The 17,525-nt window shown below is 72.4% G+C and carries 16 protein-coding genes; 4 read left to right on the forward strand and 12 right to left on the reverse strand.

Annotation, left to right across the window (positions count from 1 at the left end):
- Nucleotides 1-8 precede the first annotated feature (8 nt).
- From ACIA6A_RS23600 to ACIA6A_RS23625, 6 genes are all read right to left on the reverse strand, one after another.
- Nucleotides 9-1,202 carry an ABC transporter permease gene (locus ACIA6A_RS23600; protein WP_396099990.1) on the reverse strand — a complete coding sequence of 398 codons (1,194 nt, stop codon included), beginning with the start codon at nucleotides 1,200-1,202 and terminating at the stop codon, nucleotides 9-11.
- Complete coding sequence (locus ACIA6A_RS23605) at nucleotides 1,199-1,921, reverse strand: ABC transporter ATP-binding protein (protein WP_396099991.1); 723 nt, start codon at nucleotides 1,919-1,921, stop codon at nucleotides 1,199-1,201. Before ACIA6A_RS23605 ends, ACIA6A_RS23600 begins: the two co-directional genes overlap by 4 nt.
- On the reverse strand, nucleotides 1,918-3,108 hold the full coding sequence (locus ACIA6A_RS23610; protein ID WP_396099992.1) for an efflux RND transporter periplasmic adaptor subunit: 1,191 nt from the start codon (nucleotides 3,106-3,108) through the stop codon (nucleotides 1,918-1,920). The genes ACIA6A_RS23605 and ACIA6A_RS23610 overlap by 4 nt, the downstream gene beginning before the upstream one ends.
- Before the next feature lie 56 nt (nucleotides 3,109-3,164).
- Entirely contained in the window at nucleotides 3,165-4,655 is a 1,491-nt protein-coding gene (locus ACIA6A_RS23615) for a sensor histidine kinase (protein ID WP_396099993.1), read from the reverse strand.
- 2 nt (nucleotides 4,656-4,657) lie between these two features.
- Nucleotides 4,658-5,410: a response regulator transcription factor gene (locus tag ACIA6A_RS23620; protein WP_396099994.1), complete on the reverse strand. Its 753-nt coding sequence runs from the start codon at nucleotides 5,408-5,410 to the stop codon at nucleotides 4,658-4,660.
- A 61-nt stretch (nucleotides 5,411-5,471) separates the two neighbouring features.
- Nucleotides 5,472-6,842: an HlyD family efflux transporter periplasmic adaptor subunit gene (locus ACIA6A_RS23625; RefSeq protein WP_396099995.1), complete on the reverse strand. Its 1,371-nt coding sequence runs from the start codon at nucleotides 6,840-6,842 to the stop codon at nucleotides 5,472-5,474.
- A 166-nt stretch (nucleotides 6,843-7,008) separates the two neighbouring features.
- On the opposite strand from ACIA6A_RS23625, the gene ACIA6A_RS23630 reads away from it, so the two are divergent.
- Nucleotides 7,009-7,677, forward strand: coding sequence for a hypothetical protein (locus tag ACIA6A_RS23630; RefSeq protein WP_396099996.1), 669 nt, complete (start codon nucleotides 7,009-7,011; stop codon nucleotides 7,675-7,677).
- Between the two features lie 69 nt (nucleotides 7,678-7,746).
- Here ACIA6A_RS23630 and ACIA6A_RS23635 read toward each other — a convergent pair whose 3' ends face one another.
- Nucleotides 7,747-8,211, reverse strand: a complete 465-nt coding sequence (locus tag ACIA6A_RS23635) for a hypothetical protein (RefSeq protein ID WP_396099997.1) — start codon at nucleotides 8,209-8,211, stop codon at nucleotides 7,747-7,749.
- Between the two features lie 160 nt (nucleotides 8,212-8,371).
- Nucleotides 8,372-9,376, reverse strand: a complete 1,005-nt coding sequence (locus ACIA6A_RS23640) for a LacI family DNA-binding transcriptional regulator (RefSeq protein WP_396099998.1) — start codon at nucleotides 9,374-9,376, stop codon at nucleotides 8,372-8,374.
- Between the two features lie 170 nt (nucleotides 9,377-9,546).
- Here ACIA6A_RS23640 and ACIA6A_RS23645 point away from each other — a divergent pair, with 170 nt between their 5' ends.
- Complete coding sequence (locus tag ACIA6A_RS23645) at nucleotides 9,547-11,436, forward strand: L-lactate permease (RefSeq protein ID WP_396099999.1); 1,890 nt, start codon at nucleotides 9,547-9,549, stop codon at nucleotides 11,434-11,436.
- A 141-nt stretch (nucleotides 11,437-11,577) separates the two neighbouring features.
- Nucleotides 11,578-12,648 carry a hypothetical protein gene (locus ACIA6A_RS23650; protein WP_396100000.1) on the forward strand — a complete coding sequence of 357 codons (1,071 nt, stop codon included), beginning with the start codon at nucleotides 11,578-11,580 and terminating at the stop codon, nucleotides 12,646-12,648.
- Between the two features lie 17 nt (nucleotides 12,649-12,665).
- On the opposite strand, the gene ACIA6A_RS23655 is transcribed toward ACIA6A_RS23650, so the two are convergent.
- On the reverse strand, nucleotides 12,666-13,889 hold the full coding sequence (locus ACIA6A_RS23655; RefSeq protein WP_396100001.1) for an MFS transporter: 1,224 nt from the start codon (nucleotides 13,887-13,889) through the stop codon (nucleotides 12,666-12,668).
- A 47-nt stretch (nucleotides 13,890-13,936) separates the two neighbouring features.
- On the opposite strand from ACIA6A_RS23655, the gene ACIA6A_RS23660 reads away from it, so the two are divergent.
- A complete protein-coding gene (locus tag ACIA6A_RS23660) occupies nucleotides 13,937-15,031 on the forward strand; it encodes an ROK family protein (RefSeq protein WP_396100002.1) in 1,095 nt (364 codons plus the stop codon).
- A gap of 7 nt (nucleotides 15,032-15,038) precedes the next feature.
- Here ACIA6A_RS23660 and ACIA6A_RS23665 read toward each other — a convergent pair whose 3' ends face one another.
- The 3 genes from ACIA6A_RS23665 to ACIA6A_RS23675 form a co-directional block, all read right to left on the reverse strand.
- Nucleotides 15,039-15,605, reverse strand: coding sequence for a histidine phosphatase family protein (locus tag ACIA6A_RS23665; protein ID WP_396100003.1), 567 nt, complete (start codon nucleotides 15,603-15,605; stop codon nucleotides 15,039-15,041).
- A gap of 68 nt (nucleotides 15,606-15,673) precedes the next feature.
- Nucleotides 15,674-16,279 (reverse strand): CE1759 family FMN reductase, encoded by a 606-nt coding sequence (locus tag ACIA6A_RS23670; RefSeq protein ID WP_396100004.1) that lies wholly within the window; start codon nucleotides 16,277-16,279, stop codon nucleotides 15,674-15,676.
- A complete protein-coding gene (locus ACIA6A_RS23675; RefSeq protein ID WP_396100005.1) occupies nucleotides 16,276-17,385 on the reverse strand; it encodes an LLM class flavin-dependent oxidoreductase in 1,110 nt (369 codons plus the stop codon). Before ACIA6A_RS23675 ends, ACIA6A_RS23670 begins: the two co-directional genes overlap by 4 nt.
- Nucleotides 17,386-17,525 lie beyond the last annotated feature (140 nt).

Consider the following 17,525-nt stretch of genomic DNA (forward strand, 5'->3'; position numbering starts at 1 on the left):
AACGGTCCTCACTCGTAGCGCAGCGCGTCGATGGGGCGCAGCCGGGCGGCGCGGCTGGCCGGCAGCCCGCCGAAGAACAGTCCGATGGCGATGGACACGCCGAGCGCGAGCCCGACCGAGCTGGGCACGATGACCGGTTTCACCCCGACGATCTCGAAGCTGCTGCCGATCAGCGCGGTCGCCACCCCCAGCGCCCCGCCGAGCACGCTGAGCAGCGTGGCCTCGATGAGGAACTGGGTCAGGATCACCCGGCGGGGCGCGCCGAGCGCCTTGCGGATGCCGATCTCACGGGTCCGTTCGGTGACCGTGACCAGCATGATGTTGGTGATACCGATGCCGCCGACCAGCAGGCTGATCGCGGCCACCGCGCCGAGCAGCGTGGTGAAGGTGTCGGCCGTCTCGGTCTGCGTCGCGAGCAGCTGGGACGCGTTCTGGATCCGGTACGGCGTGCTCGACCCCGTGGTCGGCAACCGCTGGTCGAGGATCGTGGAGACCTGCGACTGCACCGCGTCGACCTTGCCCGGGTCGGTGGCCTCGACGAGGATCGAGCTCAGGGACCCGTACCCGGTGAGGACCTGGCGCACCGCGGAGAGCGGGGCGACCGCGGTGTCGTTGCTGTCCTGCACGCCGGTCGAGCTCTTCTCCTGCAGCACCCCGACGACCGTGAAGAGGGCGCCGCCGACGGTGACCTGCTTGTCGAGCGGGTCGACACCGGGGAACAGCTCCTCCGCGACCGTCTGCCCGATGACCACCACCCGGCGGCCCTGGGCCTCGTCGTCGGCGGTGAACCCGGAGCCGGTGCCGACCGGGGTGTTCGACGCGGCGAACCAGCCCGGCGTGGTGCCGACGAAGCTGCTGACGTCGTGGTCGGTGCCCTCGTACGTGACGGTGGCCGACGCGCTGACCACCGGCGAGACGGACGCGACGTCGGGAGCCAGGTTCGCATCGACCAGCGCGCCGGCGATCTCCGTGGTCAGCGCGGTGCTGGTGGAGCCGCCCCGGCCGGCGCTCATCACGGTGATCGTGTTGGTGCCCAGCGCCTCGATCCGGTCACTGATCGCCTTCGCCGAGCCGTTGCCGACTGCGACGAGCAGGATGACCGCGGCGACACCGATCAGGATGCCGAGCATGGTCAACGCGGATCGCAGCTTGTTCGCCGACAGCCCGCGCAGCGCGAACCGCACCACTTCGAAGAAGCTCACAGGGAGTGCCGTCCTGCCAGGGAGAGGATGGGCGCCTGGCGGCGGTCCATGACGATGTCGCCGTCGACGAGGCGGATCAGGCGTTTGGCCCGGTCGCCGACCTCGGGTTCGTGGGTGATCAGCACGATCGTCCGGCCGGCGGCGCTGAGCTGGTCGAACACCTCGAGCACGTCGTCGGTCGAGCGGGAGTCCAGGTTGCCGGTGGGCTCGTCGGCGAGCAGCAGGGCCGGCTCAGTGACCAGGGCCCGGGCCACCGCGACCCGCTGCTGCTGACCGCCGGAGAGCTGGTTGGGCTCGTGCCTGGCCCGCTCGGCCAGGCCGACGACGTCCAGCGCGGCCATCGCCCGGCGGCGGCGTTCGCGCGGCTTGACCCCGGCGTACGCGAGGGGCAGCTCCACGTTCGCCACCGCACTCGTACGCGGGATGAGGTTGAACGCCTGGAAGATGAACCCGATGAGACGGTTGCGGGCCAGGGCGAGCTGCCGGTCGGCGAGCTTGCTCACGTCCACGCCGTCGAGCAGGTACTCCCCCGAGGTCGGCACGTCGAGCGCGCCGAGGATGTTCATCAGCGTCGACTTGCCGGAGCCGGACGAGCCCATGATCGCCACGTAGTCGCCGCGGTCCACGGTGAGGGACACGCCGCGCAACGCGTGCACGGTGGCTTCGCCCGTACCGTAGATCTTGCGCAGTTCGCGGACGTCGAGCACCGGGGCGGTCATCGGCCGGGCCCGCCCTGTCCGCCGCCACCCTGGAAGCCGCCGCCGCCGGGGCCGCCGCCACCACCGGTCAGGCCGCCGAAGCCGCCGCCGGTGTTCCCGCCGGTGGTCGACGTGGTGGTCGTCTTGATCACGACCTGTTCGCCGGCGGTGAGCCCGGAGGTGACCTCGGTGGCCTGGTCGCCCTCGAGGCCGATCTCGACCGAGCGGGTCTGTTCGACGCCGTTGGCCAGCACGGTGACCGTGTGCCGGTTGCCGACCGAGGTGAGCGCCGCGGAGTTGACGTACAGCGCGTCGGTGACCTCGCCGGTGACCACGGAGACCGAGACCGTCTGGCCGGGCTTGGCGCCGGTGGGCACCTTGTCGAGGCTGAGCGTGACGCCGTACGTGACCACGCTGTTCGACGTGGTGGCCTGGGGGTCGACCGCGACGACCTTGGCGCTCTGCTCGGTGCCGCTGAGCGCGTTCCAGGTGACCGTGGCGGTCTGCTTCTCCTTGAGCTTCGTCGCGTCCGCCTCCGCGAACGGCGCGGTGACCTGCAGCTTGCTCAGGTCCGCGAGGTCGATGAAGCCGTCGCTGGTGCTCGTCGCGGTCGCCGCGGACGATCCGGCCTGCTGACCGCCGCCACTCGACGAGGTGGAGCCGGTGGAACTGCCCAGCGTGCCGTTGACCGCGACCACGGTGCCGGCCATCGGCGCCTTCAGGGTCGTGCCGGTCACGCCCGCTTCCGCCTCGTTCACGGCGAGCTGGGCCTGGGTGACCTCGTTCTCCGCGGTGCCGGTGTCGGAGCCGGCGTCCTCGGCCCGGGCCAGGGAGTCCTGGGCGGCGTCGAGGTCGGCCTCGGCGGCGTCCAGCGTCCGGTTCGCCGCGGCCGGGTCGACCTTCGCGAGCACCTGACCCTTCTTCACCTTGTCACCGACCTTCACCGAGATGCTGGTGACGGTGCCGCCGGTGACGAAGCTGGCGCTGGCCGAGCTGGCGCTCTCCAGCGAGCCGTCGGCGGACACGGAGGCGGTGACGGTGCCCTGCTGGACGGGTACGGATCGGGTCGAGGCGGCCGCGGCGGTGCCGGTGTCCGGGCCGGACAACGTCTCGTACGCCCAGAAGGCGCCACCGGCGAGCAGGAGCCCTAAGGCGGCGTTGACCGCCACGGAGGGGCGGCGCAGGGAACCCAGGCGGGGGGCAGGCATGCCGGGTAGTCTGGCGACGCCCCCTCAAGGGAGGTTCGGCGTAACCTCGGAGCCACCTATGAAGCGTGGTCCGGCAGGAGCACGCGGAACGTCGCGCCGCCGCCGGGTGACGGGTCGAGTTCGACCCAGCCGCCGTGCCCGTCGACGATCGCCGCCACGATGGACAGGCCCAGCCCGGATCCCCCGCCTTTCGCGCGGCTCCGGCTGGAATCGGCCCGGTACAACCGTTCGAAGACCCGCGGCGCGTGCTCGGCGGGCACGCCCGGGCCGTCGTCCGACACCTCCAGAACAGCCATCGGTACGCCCGGAGCGACCGTTCCCGAGCTGACCGTCCCGGGGCGGGGCACATGATTCTCGACCCGGCCCACGCGCACCACGACCCGCGCCGGTCGCGTGGTGTGCTGCAGCGCGTTCGCGACCAGGTTCGTCGCCACCTGCCGCAGCCCGTGCTCGTCGCCGAGCACCGTGGGTGGCTCGAACGTGTCGCTGTCGTCGTCCAGCCCGGCCAGCCGTACCGGCCGGTCCGGCACCCGGGCATGGGCGTCGCGGATGGTGTCCGCGGCGATCTCCAGCAGGTCCACCGGCCGCAGCCTCGGCGGGCGCTTCTCGTCGAGCCGGGCCAGCAGCAGCAACTCCTCGACCAGCACGCCCATCCGGCCGGCCTCGCCCTCGATCCGGCTCATCGTCTCGTCGAGCTGGGGCCCCGGCGGGGCACCACCACGCCGGTACAGCTCGGCGAACCCGCGGATCGAGGTGAGCGGGGTGCGCAGTTCGTGCGAGGCGTCCGCGACGAACTGGCGCAGGCGGTGCTCGGAGTCCGTACGTGCGGAGACCTCGGCCTCGATGCGCGAGAGCATCAGGTTGAGCGCGCCGCCGAGCCGGCCCGGCTCGGTGTGCGGGTCGGTGTCGGCGACCCGGCCCGAGAGGTTGCCCGCCGAGATCGCGGTGGCCAGCTCCTGCATCCCGGTCAGCGGGCGCAGCCCGAGCCGCACCACGAACGCCGCACCGGCCGCCAGCAGCACCAGCACGAGCAGCGTGACACCGGCGTCGATGAGCAGCAGCCGGTCGACGGTCTGCTGGACCTCCGACATCGAGGCCCCGATCACCGCGGCTCCGCCGGTGTCCGGGATCGCGACCGCGCGCAGCCGCCACTCGGCACCGCCGTCGGCCGCGGTCACGGTGTACGGACCGCCGTCCGTCCTCGCGAGGACGTCCGCGAGCGGCAGCACCGGCGGCCGGGAGGCGTCCGCCGTGGAACTCCGCGACGGGTCCAGGCCGCCGTCCGCCGTGTAGACGTACATGACCTGGTCGGCGCCGAGCCGCTGCGCGCGCCAGGAGGGGAAGCCGTTGACCGGCGGGGACTCCGGGCGGCTGCCCATCGCGAACGGGCGGGCCATCCCGGTGAGCTGTTCGTCGATCCGGTCGCTCAGGTAGCTCTTGATCAGCACCAGACCGGCGACGTTGGCCAGCACCAGCGCCACCGCGGCCAGCGCGCCGACGACCAGCACCAGCCGCGAGCGCAGGGTCCAGTGACCCCACCGCCGCATCCTCACTCGTCGCCGCGCGGCATCCTGAGCGCGTACCCCACGCCGCGGACGGTGTGGATCAGCGGCGGATCGGTCTTGTCGATCTTGCGGCGCAGGTAGTAGACGTAGGACTCCACGATCCGGCCGTCGCCACCGAAGTCGTACTTCCACACCCGGTCCAGGATCTGCGCCTTGCTGACCACCCGGCCCGAGTTCACCATCAGGTACTTCAGCAGGTTGAACTCGGTGGGCGACAGGTCGATGAGCCGGCCGGCCCGGCGCACCTCGTGGGCGTCCTCGTCCAGCTCCAGGTCGGCGTACCGCAGCACCGCCGGGTCCGGCGCGGCGTCCAGCTCGGGCTGGCTGCGCCGCAGGATCGCCCGGATCCGCAGCACGACCTCCTCGAGGCTGAACGGCTTGGCGACATAGTCGTCGGCGCCGGCGGTGAGCCCGGCGACCCGGTCCTCGACGGTGTCCCGCGCGGTCAGGAACAGCACCGGCGTGCTCCGCCCGGCGGCCCGCAGCCGCCGGGCCACGTCGAAGCCGTCCAGGTCCGGCAGCATCACGTCGAGCACGACGAGGTCCGGGTCGAAATCCTCGACCGCGGCCAGCGCGCCGTGGCCCGACCCGGCCACCCGGACGTCGAAGGCGACCAGGCGCAACGTGGCCGAGAGCAGCGCGGAGATGTTCGGTTCGTCGTCGACCACCAGGACCCGGGTCGGCCGGGCGGCCGGGGGTTCGGCGACGGAGGTGGAACCTCGGTTATCGGGATGCACCCGAAAGGGATATCAACGCTACCTATGAGTTGGCCATGAAGAGGTTGGGAGCCCGCTGAGGTCACCACGACCGGGTCACGCTCTCACCCTCCGTGAGCCCGGAGGTGATCTCCGTGTACTGGTCGCCCCGCAGCCCGACACCGACGGTGACCTCGGCGCCGTCGCGCAGCACCGTCGCGCTGTCCCCGGCGACATCGTGCACGGCGGTGCTCGGCACCCGCAGCACGTTCCCGGCCGAACCGGTCGTCACCCGCACCGCGGCGCTCTGCCCGACCAGCAGGTCGTCCGGGGCGTCCGCGAACGACAGCACCACCCCGTAGCGGACCAGGGTGCCGTCGTTCGTCCCCACCGGGTCCACCTGCACGACGGTCGCGCCGAGACTGTCCGCCGTCCGGTCGGCGAGCGTGACGGTGCCCTTCTGCGCCACCGCGAGCCGGTCCGCGTCGGCCTCCGGGAAATCGGCGCTGACCTGCATGTCGTACACATCGGCCAGGCTGATGAACGTCGAACCGGAACCGACCTGGCTGCCGACCTTGCCCGACACCGACAGCACCCGGCCGGCGATCGGCGCGGTGATCGTGGTGCCCTCGAGATCGTCCTCGGCGTTCTCCAGCGCGACCTGGGCCTGATTGACCCGCTGCTCGGCGCTGAGCACCGCGTCGCCACCCTGCTGGCCGCCAGCCTGCTGGCCGCCACCCTGCTGGGTCTGGGCGCCGGTGGCGCAGCTGCCGGCCCGCGTGGTCGTCGCCGGGGCGCCACCACCGCCGTTCCGGGCCGGTGCGGTCGTCGTGACCGGCGCGGTTGTCCTTGCGGGCGCGGTCGTCTTGACCGGCGCGGTCGTCTTTACGGGCGCGGTCGTCTTCACCGGCGCCGTCGTCTTGGCCGGGCTGGTCGTCACCGTCCTGCTCGGACCGGCCGTCGCGGTCGGCGAGGGGGTGGGCGACGCGGTGGCCGGGCTCGGATCCGCGTACGCGGCCGGCGCCACACACCCGGTCGCCGGGGTGCTCGCCGTGCTGCTGTCCTCCTCGGCCTGCGCCTCCCGGGCCTCGGTCAGCGCGTCCTCGGCGTCGGCCAGCGTGTCCTGAGCCGAGTCGACCGCCGCCGCGGCATCCGCGTCGTCGATGGTGGCGAGCTCCTGCCCGGCCGTGACCACCGTGCCCGCGCGCACCCGCACACTCTCCACCGTGCCGCCGACCGCGAACGCGAGCCCGCGTGTCGTCGCCGGCTGCACCGTCCCGGTCGTGGCGACCTCGGTCGTCACCGCACCCCTGTCCACCGCGACGGTGGCGGCGGCCGCGGCGGGTTCGTCATCGGCACCGGCGGTCACCGCCCGTGCCACCCCCGCCACCAGCACCAGAATCAGCACCACGCCGGCCGTCAGCCACACCCGACGCCGGTTCACCCCGCGCCAGGCGGTCAGGCCGTTACCCATGACGGCGAAGTGTTCCGGTCCCGCCTCGCCGCGGGCTCGGTCCCGCCTGGGAGTTGCCTAGGAGCGCCCGGCCGGCTCATAGCCAATTCCGAGCAACATCCGACGTTGCGTGCAGGTGTGGCGTCTTCTCTGAACCGTCGTGTCCGCGTACGCAAGGAGAAAACCCGTGCCGATCAACCGAACAACGACCCCGCGCCGCCTCGCGGGCCTGCTCGTCGCGTCCGCGGCACTGCTCATCACGGCGGCCTGCGGCGGCGACTCGGACACCGGCACCACGGCGTCCGGCGGCGGCGACGGGAACGACGCGTTCGCCGCGTACACCAGCTGTCTCAGCGAGAACGGCGTCACCGTGACCATGCCGTCGGGCATGGCCCGCAACCGACCGTCCGGCGGAGCTTCCGGCGGCCCCCAGGGCGGCGGCTTCCCCTCCGGCGGCCCCCAGGGCGGCGGCTTCCCCTCCGGCGGGCCGCAGGGCGGCGGCTTCCCGTCCGGCATGCCGCGTCCTTCGGGCAGCGCGGGCGCCGGGATGCCGGGTGGCGGCGGCTTCCCGGGTGGCGGCGGCATCCGCAAGCCCGCGGGCGTCGACGACGCGACCTGGGAAAAGGCCCAGACGGCGTGCTCCTCGCTGCGGCCGAGCGGGCGCGCGGGCGGCGGCAACGGCGGCAACCGGCAGGGCGGCGGCAACGGCATGAGCGCGGCCTACCGCACCTGCCTGCAGGACCACGACGTGACCATCGGCGAGGGCGGCCTGGCCACCACGGACCCGACGGTCAAGGAAGCCATGGAAGCGTGCAAGGCCCTGGCCCCCACGGCAAGCCCGTCCCCGACCTCCTGACCGTCCCACCCCCACACAGCGCCGGCGCGTGCCCCCGCGCCGGCGCTGTCCCCCTGCCGGGTGCGGCGGTCAGAAGTCGGGGATGTTCGACTCGAGATTGATCCATCGGTCGGTGAGCTGACGGCGGCGGCAGGCGACGAGATGCCCGGCGAGGATGGCCGGCTGCCCCCCACGGACACAGACATCCGCGCCCGCGGTCAGCACCCCGGCGACCAGTTCGGCCGCGGCGTCGTCGTCCACCAGGGCAACGATCCGGGTACGCCCGGGAAGCACCGCCCTGGCCCCGGTGACGTCACCTTCCCTGGCCCCGCTGACCAGCACGATGTCATCAAGGCGCACCTCGTCGAGGCCACCCGCGTACCGCACGGACCAGCCGGCGGGCAGATGCGCGGCCAGCCCGGCCACCCGGCCGTGGTAGCCCAGGACGGACACGACCGGGTCAGGTCGCCGCCGGTTGAGATCGGCGGCGGGACTCACCGTCGAGTTCGGCGCGAAAGCCGCGTTCTGATCGTTGCGGTTCAGCTGCACAAGCATCTCGGACTCCCCCGGGCCGTCTTCCGTTCCCTGCACCCCCTCTACCTTTCGCCCTCAGCCTGAGCCCCACGTGTGCGAAACCTGTGGGTCCGTTGACAACCCATCGAGGGGATCACCCAGCCCCGATCAAAGAGACACGCGCAGTGACGCCGTCGCGGGGTCAGGCCGATTCCCGCACCACGATCCGAACCACATCGTCGAGGTCGAGAACCGGCTCCGGACCACCCTGGACCGCGGCTACCAGCGCGGCGGCCAGATGCGCCGCCACCGCCTGCTGGTCGGTGACCACGGTGGTCAGCGCCGGCTCCGCCAGCCGCGCCGCGACGATGTCGTCGACCCCGACCACGGCAAGCTGCCCCGGCACGGCGACACCGGCCCGGCGGGCCCCGGCCAGGACCGCCAGCGCCACCTCGTCGTTGTAGGCGCAGACCCCGGTGACCCCGGCCGCGACCCACCCCCGGACCACCACCGAGGCAGAATCCGGATCGAGACGCACCGTACGCGTATCCGGGCCCCGGACCCCCAGCGCGGCACACCCCTCGCGGGCCCCCTCCAGCCGGGGCTCGGCGAACGCCCGCACCCGGTCGTCGCCGGGATACGCGTACCCGATCACCGTGTGCCCCCGTCCGCCGAGAAACCTGGCCTGAAGCCACCCCACCCGCCGTTGCGACCCCTCGAGCCGAGCTCCCGCCGGTTGCCCTTGCGCACCGCTCCCGGACCGGCCCAGGAGCACCACGACGAGGGCGACCCCGGCCGCGCTCATGGCCTCGATCTCCGGGGCGGAGAAATCCGCGAAGGCAAGGACCGCCGCCGGGGTGATCGCCTTCCACAGTTCGCTGATCGGCCGGTCGGCGCGCGTCGCCGGATGGGCCACCAGCGTCAGCCCGGCCCGGCCGAGCTCGGCCGACAGGTTCGCGAGCAGGGCCCCCACCTCCGGACCGATGGGCCAGTCCGGCAGCAGGCAGAGGACCACATCGGAGCGCCCGGTCCGCAGCGCCCGGGCCGCGGCCGAGGGGGCATAGCCGAGACTCGCCGCGGCCGCGAGGACCCGGGTCCGGGTCGCGGGCGAAATGGTCTGGTGCGGGGTCGCATTGAGGACGTAGCTGACGGTCGCCCGGGAGACCCCGGCCGCCCGAGCGACATCAGCGCTGGTCACCCGCGGCATCGAAGCACCCACCCCCAGCCTGTCACCGGACGATCTCTCCACCATGGCCCATCGAACCACCGGCCCGCCACCACCGCTCGCCCAGCGCGGCCCCGGCGGCTTGCGGGTCATTGTTCCGGCGCAGGTTTCGGATCGGTTACATTGCCTTCAGGACTCATCGAAGAACCTGGATGGCTGAGATGACCGACCAGTTCACGATCGTGACCGACCCCGTCGCCGATTCCGTCGGCGTGTCCGCGCTCTTCGCGGTCCTCCCCCTGCTCACCCTGTTCCTGCTGCTCGGCGCCCTGCGGATGCGCGCCTGGCTGGCCGGGCTGATCTCGCTCGCCGTGGCCCTGGTGGTGGCGGTGGCCGTCTACGCGATGCCGGCCGGGCAGGCGGTGCTGTCGGCGACGGAGGGGGCCGCGTTCGGGTTCTTCCCCATCCTCTGGATCGTCATCAACGCCATCTGGGTCTACAACCTGACCGTCGTCAGCGGACACTTCGACGTGCTGCGCCGCTCGATGGCACGGGTCAGTCCCGACATGCGGATCCAGGCCATCATCGTGGCCTTCTGCTTCGGGGCACTCCTGGAGGCACTGGCCGGATTCGGTACGCCGGTCGCGGTGACCGTCGTCATGCTGATGGCCCTGGGTTTCCCGCCGCTGCGAGCGGCGTCGGTGGCCCTGATCGCCAACACCGCCCCGGTGGCGTTCGGCGCCCTCGCGACGCCGATCGTCACGCTCGGGACGGTCACCTCGGGCGCGAGCGACGACGCGCGGCTGACCACCGAGACCCTCGGAGCCATGGTCGGCCGGCAGACGCCGCTGCTGGCGGTGGTCGTACCCCTGGTCCTGGTGGCGGTGATCGACGGCCGGCGCGGGGTCCGCCAGACCTGGCCGGTGGCGCTGGTCGCGGGCGTGGTCTTCGCGGTGGGCCAGTTCCTGGCGTCGAATTTCATCTCGGTGCCGCTCACCGACATCATCGCGGCCCTGCTGGCGGCCGCCGCGGTGGTCCTGCTGCTGCGCGTCTGGCAGCCGGCCGGGTCCCCCCGGCTGACCCGGCCCAGCGACCCGGCCCGGCCCAGCGACCCGGCCCAGCCTTCCGACCCGGTCCAGCTCAGCGACCCGGCCCAGCCTTCCGACCCGGTCCAGCCTTCCGACACCGCCCACCCCCGCGATCCGGCCCCGGCGTCCCCGCCCGCTCAGCCATCCGGGCCGGCCCAGCCATCCGGGACGGCTCGGGCAGCCGGGCCGGCTCGGGCAGCCGGTCGGGGTGGGCCGCGGGTGACGGAGGCGCCAACGGCTGCACGGGGTGAGGTTGCCGGGCGGGATTCGGCTGTCGAGGTGGCGCGGGCCTACGCTCCGTACCTGATCATCATTGCTATTTTCTCGGTGGCCACTCTCGGGCCGGTGAAGGCGGCACTGGCGGAGGCGCCCTGGACGGTCGCGTTCGGGTGGCCGGGGCTGGAGGTGCTCGGCGCGAACGGCAAGCCGCTGGCCTCCACCACGTTCACGCTGGGCTGGCTGCCCGCGGCCGGCACCCTGATGATCCTGGCCGGAGTGCTCACCGCGATCGTGCTGCGGGTGCGTCCCGGCCGGGCGCTGCGGGCGTACGGGCGGACCTACGTCGAGCTGCGGCATGCTGTTGTCACCGTGATGGCGGTGCTCGCTCTCGCGTACGTGATGAATCAGAGCGGCCAGACGACCACGCTGGGTGAGTCGCTGGCCGCCACCGGGAGTGCTTTTGTGTTCCTGGCGTCGATCCTGGGGTGGATCGGGGTGGCGGTGACCGGCTCGGACACGTCGGCGAACGCGTTGTTCGGCGCCCTGCAGGTGCAGACCGCCGCCGGGGCCGGGCTCGATCCGTTGCTGCTCGCGGCCGCGAACTCGTCCGGCGGGGTGCTCGGCAAGATGATCAGTCCGCAGAATCTGGCCATCGCGGCGTCCGCGGTGGGGATGGCCGGCCGGGAGGGGGACATCTTCCGGCGGGTGGTCGGCTGGAGTCTGCTCCTGCTGCTGGTGATGTGTGTGCTGGTCACCCTGCAGGCCACGCCGGTGCTGGGCTGGATGGTCCCCTGACGAGGAAGCGGCACGGCAGGTTGACGATTCGTGAATCGTTAAGTTCCGTCACATGAAAGAAGCGTTCCGGACCGGACCGGCGCCGTCCGCCGTGTCACCCTTGTCCACCAGACAGGTCGACAATGCGTCCGGGGAGGCACCATGGCCAGACGCGTTCACCTGCATGTCGGCGCGCCGAAGACGGGCAGCACCTATGTGCAGAATGTGCTCTGGAAGAACAGGGATGCGCTGAAGAAGGCCGGCATCCTGCTGCCGGGGTCGGTCGCGGCCCACGACCAGGCGATGACCGATCTGCGCTCGGTGCCCTGGCGGGATCCGGCGTCGACCTGGACCTGGGACCGGCTGGCGGCCGAGGCGGCCGCGTGGCCCGGTGACGTCGTCATCACCAACGAGGGGCTGGGCGGGGCCACCGCCGAGCAGGCCGAACGGGCCGTACGCAGCCTGGCACCGGCGGAGGTGCACGTCATCGTGGCGGGCCGCGACCTCTGGCGGACGTTTCCCTCGGTCTGGCAGCAGGGCGTCCGGGCGCGCAACGTCGGGCGCCTCGACGATTTCCTCGGCGCCGTCGAGCAGGGGAAGAACGACGCCTTCTGGGATCACACGACGAACCGGATGCTGATGCGGTGGGGCGATCTGGTGCCGGCCGACCGGCGGCACCTGATCACCGTGCCGCCGGCGGGGACCCCGCACGACGTGCTGTGGCAGCGTTTCGCCCGGGTCATCGGGATTCCGGAGGGCGTCTGCGTCATCGCGGCTCCCCCGGCGAACCCGTCGCTGGGTGCGGCCGAGATCGAGGTGCTGCGCCGGGTGAACGCGGCGCTGGGGGACCGGTATCCGCACCGGACGCCGTACCAGAAGGTGGTCCAACGGCATCTGGTCGACGCCGTGCTGAAGCGGGCCCCGAACCGGGTGCGGTTCGGCGTCGGTGCGGGCCGGGCCGGCTGGGTCCTGGATCTGGCCGACCGGCAGATCAAGGAACTCGACGGGTATCCGTGCCGGGTCGAGGGGGATCTGAGCGAGCTGCGGCCGGCCACGGTCGATCGGCATCCGTCACCCGACGAGCTCGACGACGGTCAGATCCTGCAGGCCGCGATCGAGAGCATCGTCGGGCTGCTGGGGCAGGCCGACGCCCTGCATCAGCAGGCCGCGGCCCCGAGGACGTTCGCACGCCTCCGGAGCCGCGCGGCGCGGGGGCTGCGCCGCGACCGATAGACGGGGTACGCCCAGGGTCAGCCGACAGCGACGGGTTCGGCCGGCCGGGAGCGGCGGTCGAGGGTGAAGCTGACCGCGGCCAGGGCGAGACCGATCACGGCGAGGACCACGCCGACCCAGGACGGCGCGATGTAGCCGAAACCGCGGGCGATCACCAGACCACCCAGCGCGGCGCCGAGGCTGTTGGCGATGTTCATGGCGGACTGGTTGACCGCGGCGCCCATCAGCTGGGCGCCCGGTGCCACCGTGATGAGCCTCGCCTGCAGGGCCGGGCCGAGGAAGAGGCTGGTCGCGCCGATCAGGAACGCGCCGGCGAACAGGCCGATCGTGGTGCCGGCGGCCAGGGCGAAGAAGACCAGCGAGGCGATCACGCAGGTGAAGCCGATGAGCATCGCGCGGCGCAGGTCACGGTCGGCGAACCAGCCGCCGAGCGCGTTGCCGACCGTCATGCCGAGGCCGACCGCGACCAGCACCCAGGGGACGGTGCCCGTGGACAGGCCGGTGACGTCGGTGGTGATCGGGGCGATGTAGCTGTCGACCGCGAAGAAGCCCGCGAAGCCGACCGCCGCCGTCGCCGCCACCAGCCACACCTGAGGGGTACGCAGCGCGTTCAGCTCGGCGCGTGGCGAGCCGCCCTCGGCCGCCCGCACCTCGGGCACGGTCAGCGCCACGGCGAGCAGGGTCAGCAGGAAGACGCCGGCGATCACCAGGTAGGCCACGCGCCAGCCGGACTGCTGGCCGAGCCGGGTGATCAGCGGGACGCCCACCACGTTGGCCGCGGTCAGGCCGCTGAGCACCGCCGCGAAGCCGCGGGCCTCGTTGCCGGGGCCCATCAGGGTGGCGGCGAGCAGACCGGCCGCGCCGAAGTAGGCGCCGTGCGGCAGCGCCGCGACGAACCGGGCGACCAGCACGAGCTCGAACGTGGGGGCCAGCGCGGACCCGATCGTCCCGAGCACGAACAGGACCAGCAGGCCGAGGACCAGTTTCTTGCGGGGCAGGCGGGCGGTGAGCGCGGCGATGGTGGGCGCGCCGACGACCACGCCCAGCGCGTAGGCGCTGATCATCCAGCCGGCCTTGGCGACCGCGTCGGAGGAGGAGGCGGCGTATTCGGCGGGCAGCAGGCCGCGGGCGATCTCGGGAAGCAACCCCATCGCGACGAACTCGGTCAGGCCGACCGCCACACCGCCGAGGGCGAGCGTGAGCAGGGCGGTCCAGCGGTGACGGGGGCTCAGATGTTCCACGGGAGCGACTTTAGCAACGCTGTTGCTTTAAAGGGTAGTGTGATCCCATGCACCGCACCGCGGCCGACCTCACCTTCCTGCGCGATTACAACGAGGCGCTGGTCATGGCGCTCGCCCGGACGATGCGCACGTTCGAGCGCGGCACGGTGTCGGACGCCACCGGCCTCACCCCGCAGGCGGTCTCCAAGGTCCTCGCCCGCCTCGTCGAGGAGGGGGTGGTCGCTGCGGCCGGGGTGCGCCGGCCGGCGATCGGCAAGCCGGCCGGGGTCTACGAGCTGGTGGCCGCCAGCCGGTACGCGATCGGCGCGCACGTCTCCCGGCGTACCCTCCGGTTGGTCCTGACCGATCTCGCCGGCGCCGTGCTGTGGTCGGCGGTGACGCCGCTGCCCGCGGATTTCACGCCGGGGCAGCTCGTCGACCGGATGGCCGAGATGATCTCCGCGGTGCGGGCGGCGCACGACATCGACGGCCGGCTGACCGGGGTCGGCATCGGCATGATCGGCCCGCTGGACCACGCGGCCGGCACCGTCCGCGACGCCCACCGGATGCGCCACTGGCACGACGTGCCGCTCGCGGATTTCGCCGCGGACGCCCTCGCCCTGCCGGTCCACCTCGACAAGGACGTCACCGCGGGGGTGACCGCGGAGGCCTGGCGACGGGGGGCCGCATTCCGCGACGCCGCCCTGATCATGGTGGAGTCGGGCGTCGGGGCCGGGCTGTGGCTGGGCGGGGCCACCCATCGCGGCGCGCACACCAACGCGGGCGAGTTCGGCCACACGGTCGTCGCGATGGACGGGCCGCCGTGCGTGTGCGGCCGCCGGGGATGCCTGGAGGCGGTGCACGACCTCGCGGCCGCGGCCGGCGACATCGACCGCGCCGCCGCCGTGCTGGCGGTCGGCGTGGTCAATCTGTTGCAGACCCTCGACCTGGCCCATGTGGTGCTGGCCGGAGCCGACCTGCTGCGCCACGGCGAGGTCTACGCGCGCGCGGTCGCCGAGGCGATCCGCACCCAGGTCCCGCGGGCGGACTGGCTGACCGTCGAGGTGACGCTCTCCAGCCTGGGCGAGGACGTGATCGCGGCCGGCGCCGCGATGCAGGTCCTCGACGCCCGTTACGGCCTTCCCGGGCTGGCCCCGCTCTGAGGAGGGCTCAGCGCGCGTTCCAGGTGTCGATGGCCGGCTCGCCGTGGTCGAAGCCGAGCGTCGAGATCGTCGCCGTGTCGAGCTTGAGCAGAGCGCCGCCGCTCGCGGGCAGGCCGACCCACCGGGCACCGGCGACCCGCAGCGCGTGGCCGTGCGCGATCAGCGCGACGTCACCCTGGTCGAGCAGGCCCCGGGCGTGTTTGAGCACCCGGTCGAGCCGCTGCGCGATCTGCTCCGGCGACTCCCCGCCCGGGGCGCCGTCGGTCCAGAGCCGCCAGGACGGCGTGGTCTCGTGGATGGTCGCCGAGGTGATGCCCTCGTAGTCGCCGTAGTTCCACTCGGCGAGGTCCTCGGTGGTCTCGGTGACGGTGAGGCCGGCCAGCTCCGCGGTGCGCAGCGCCCGCTTGCGGGGGCTGGAGATCACCGCCGCGAACGTGCGCCCCTGCAACCGCTTGCCGGCCTCGCGGGCCTGCTCCTCACCGGTCGCCGTCAACTCCAGATCCGTGTACGACGTGTGCCGCCCGTTGGCGCTCCACTCCGTCTGCCCGTGCCGGATGAGCACGATCTCGCCCATGATGCCCCCTATGGTTCCCAATCTTTGTACCCCGCCAGGGGCCCCCGTGCCGCGAGATCTCCCCCACGTCAGGTCCCGGCGAGCATGTCCTCGAACGACGCGGTCAGCGCGAACGGGTCGGTGACCACGGCCGGCTCGCGGCGGTCGATCTCGCGGACGAGCTCACCGGCCGCGCGGGCGACCCGGGTCCGCAGGTCGTCGTCGGCGCCCCAGTCGTCGGTGGCCGCGAAGACCGCGGTCGCCGTGGTCGCGGCCCGCAGGTACGCGAACATGGGCCGCAGGGCGTGTTCCAAAGCCAGCGAGTGCCGGCCCGTGCCACCGGTCGCCGCGAGCACGACCGGCTTGTCCACCAGCGCGTCCTTGTCGAGCACGTCGAAGAAGGACTTGAACAGCCCGCTGTAGGAGGCGTTGAAGATCGGCGTCACCGCGATGATGCCGTCGGCGGCCGACACCGCGTCGATGACCTCCTCGAGCGCCGCCGGCGGGAAGCCGGTCAGCATGTGGTTCATCAGGTCGTGCGCCACGTCGCGGAGTTCGACGACGCGCACGGAGAGGTCGGTGCCGAGGCCGGCGGCCTGGTCCACCGCCGCCGCGGACAGCCGGTCCGCGAGCAGGCGGGTGGACGACGGCTGGCTCAGGCCCGCCGAGATGACGACGAGAGAGCGGGTCTTCATGCTGCGGCGACCTCTTCCTGACGAGAAGCGGCGAGACGGGAGGCGGCGAGCAGGGAGGCGTGGGTCGGGGCGTCCGGCACGTGGGCCGGCTTGCGGGCGGCGAACTCCTTGCGGAGCACCGGCACGACCTCGGCACCGAGCAGGTCGAGCTGCTCGAGGACGGTCTTGAGCGGCAGTCCGGCGTGGTCCATGAGGAACAGCTGGCGCTGGTAGTCGCCGACGTACTCGCGGAAGCCGAGCGTCTTGTCGATGACCTCCTGCGGGCTGCCGACGGTGAGCGGCGTCTGGCTGGTGAAGTCCTCCATCGACGGGCCGTGTCCGTACACCGGGGCGTTGTCGAAGTAGGGCCGGAAGGCCTTCTTGGCGTCCTGGCTGTTCTTGTTCATGAAGACCTGGCCGCCGAGGCCGACGATGGCCTGGTCCGGGTCGCCGTGGCCGTAGTGCGCGAACCGCTCGCGGTAGAGCGCGATCATCCGCTGGGTGTGCGACGCCGGCCAGAAGATGTGGTTGGCGAAGAAGCCGTCACCGTAGAACGCGGCCTGCTCGGCGATCTCGGGGCTGCGGATCGAGCCGTGCCAGACGAACGGCGGGATCTCGTCGAGCGGGCGCGGGGTCGAGGTGAAACCCTGCAGCGGCGTACGGTACTTGCCCTTCCAGTCGACGGTGTGCTCGCGCCAGAGCTTGTGCAGCAGCGCGTAGTTCTCGATGGCGAGCGGGATCCCGGCGCGGATGTCCTTGCCGAACCAGGGGTACACCGGCCCGGTGTTGCCGCGGCCCAGGGTCAAGTCGACGCGGCCGTCGGCGAGGTGCTGCAGCATCGCGAAGTCCTCGGCGATCTTGACCGGGTCATTGGTCGTGATCAGCGTGGTGGCGGTGCTGAGCTGCAGCGTCGACGTCTGCGCGGCGATGTAGGCGAGGGTCGTCGTCGGCGAGGACGAGAAGAACGGCTCGTTGTGGTGCTCACCGAGCGCGAAGACGTCGAGGCCGACCTGCTCCGCGTGCTTCGCGATGGTGACGATGTCCTTGATGCGCTCGGCCTCGGTCGGCGTGTGACCGGTGGTCGGGTCGGTGGTGATGTCGCTGACGCTGAAGATCCCGAACTGCATGACCGGCTCCTGTACTTCCCCGCCGGGACCGTGCCGTCCCGGACTGCCCCGCACAACCTCTTTGACTCGGCAATTATTTCACAGTCAAAGATCTCCCGTGAAGTGCGGTCCGGGTCACACTCCCCGAGCGGCCATCGAGG

It is taken from the genome of Actinoplanes sp. NPDC051494, assembly GCF_044454705.1.
Lineage (GTDB): Bacteria > Actinomycetota > Actinomycetes > Mycobacteriales > Micromonosporaceae > Actinoplanes.

Coding starts and splice junctions, on each gene's coding strand:
- ACIA6A_RS23605 (WP_396099991.1), bottom strand. CDS start 1,921: ATGACCGCCCCGGTGCTCGACGTCCGCGAACTGCGCAAGATCTACGGT.
- ACIA6A_RS23610 (WP_396099992.1), bottom strand. CDS start 3,108: ATGCCTGCCCCCCGCCTGGGTTCCCTGCGCCGCCCCTCCGTGGCGGTC.
- ACIA6A_RS23615 (WP_396099993.1), bottom strand. CDS start 4,655: ATGCGGCGGTGGGGTCACTGGACCCTGCGCTCGCGGCTGGTGCTGGTC.
- ACIA6A_RS23625 (WP_396099995.1), bottom strand. CDS start 6,842: ATGGGTAACGGCCTGACCGCCTGGCGCGGGGTGAACCGGCGTCGGGTG.
- ACIA6A_RS23635 (WP_396099997.1), bottom strand. CDS start 8,211: ATGCTTGTGCAGCTGAACCGCAACGATCAGAACGCGGCTTTCGCGCCG.
- ACIA6A_RS23640 (WP_396099998.1), bottom strand. CDS start 9,376: ATGCCGCGGGTGACCAGCGCTGATGTCGCTCGGGCGGCCGGGGTCTCC.
- ACIA6A_RS23645 (WP_396099999.1), top strand. CDS start 9,547: ATGGCTGAGATGACCGACCAGTTCACGATCGTGACCGACCCCGTCGCC.
- ACIA6A_RS23650 (WP_396100000.1), top strand. CDS start 11,578: ATGGCCAGACGCGTTCACCTGCATGTCGGCGCGCCGAAGACGGGCAGC.
- ACIA6A_RS23660 (WP_396100002.1), top strand. CDS start 13,937: ATGCACCGCACCGCGGCCGACCTCACCTTCCTGCGCGATTACAACGAG.
- ACIA6A_RS23665 (WP_396100003.1), bottom strand. CDS start 15,605: ATGGGCGAGATCGTGCTCATCCGGCACGGGCAGACGGAGTGGAGCGCC.
- ACIA6A_RS23670 (WP_396100004.1), bottom strand. CDS start 16,279: ATGAAGACCCGCTCTCTCGTCGTCATCTCGGCGGGCCTGAGCCAGCCG.
- ACIA6A_RS23675 (WP_396100005.1), bottom strand. CDS start 17,385: ATGCAGTTCGGGATCTTCAGCGTCAGCGACATCACCACCGACCCGACC.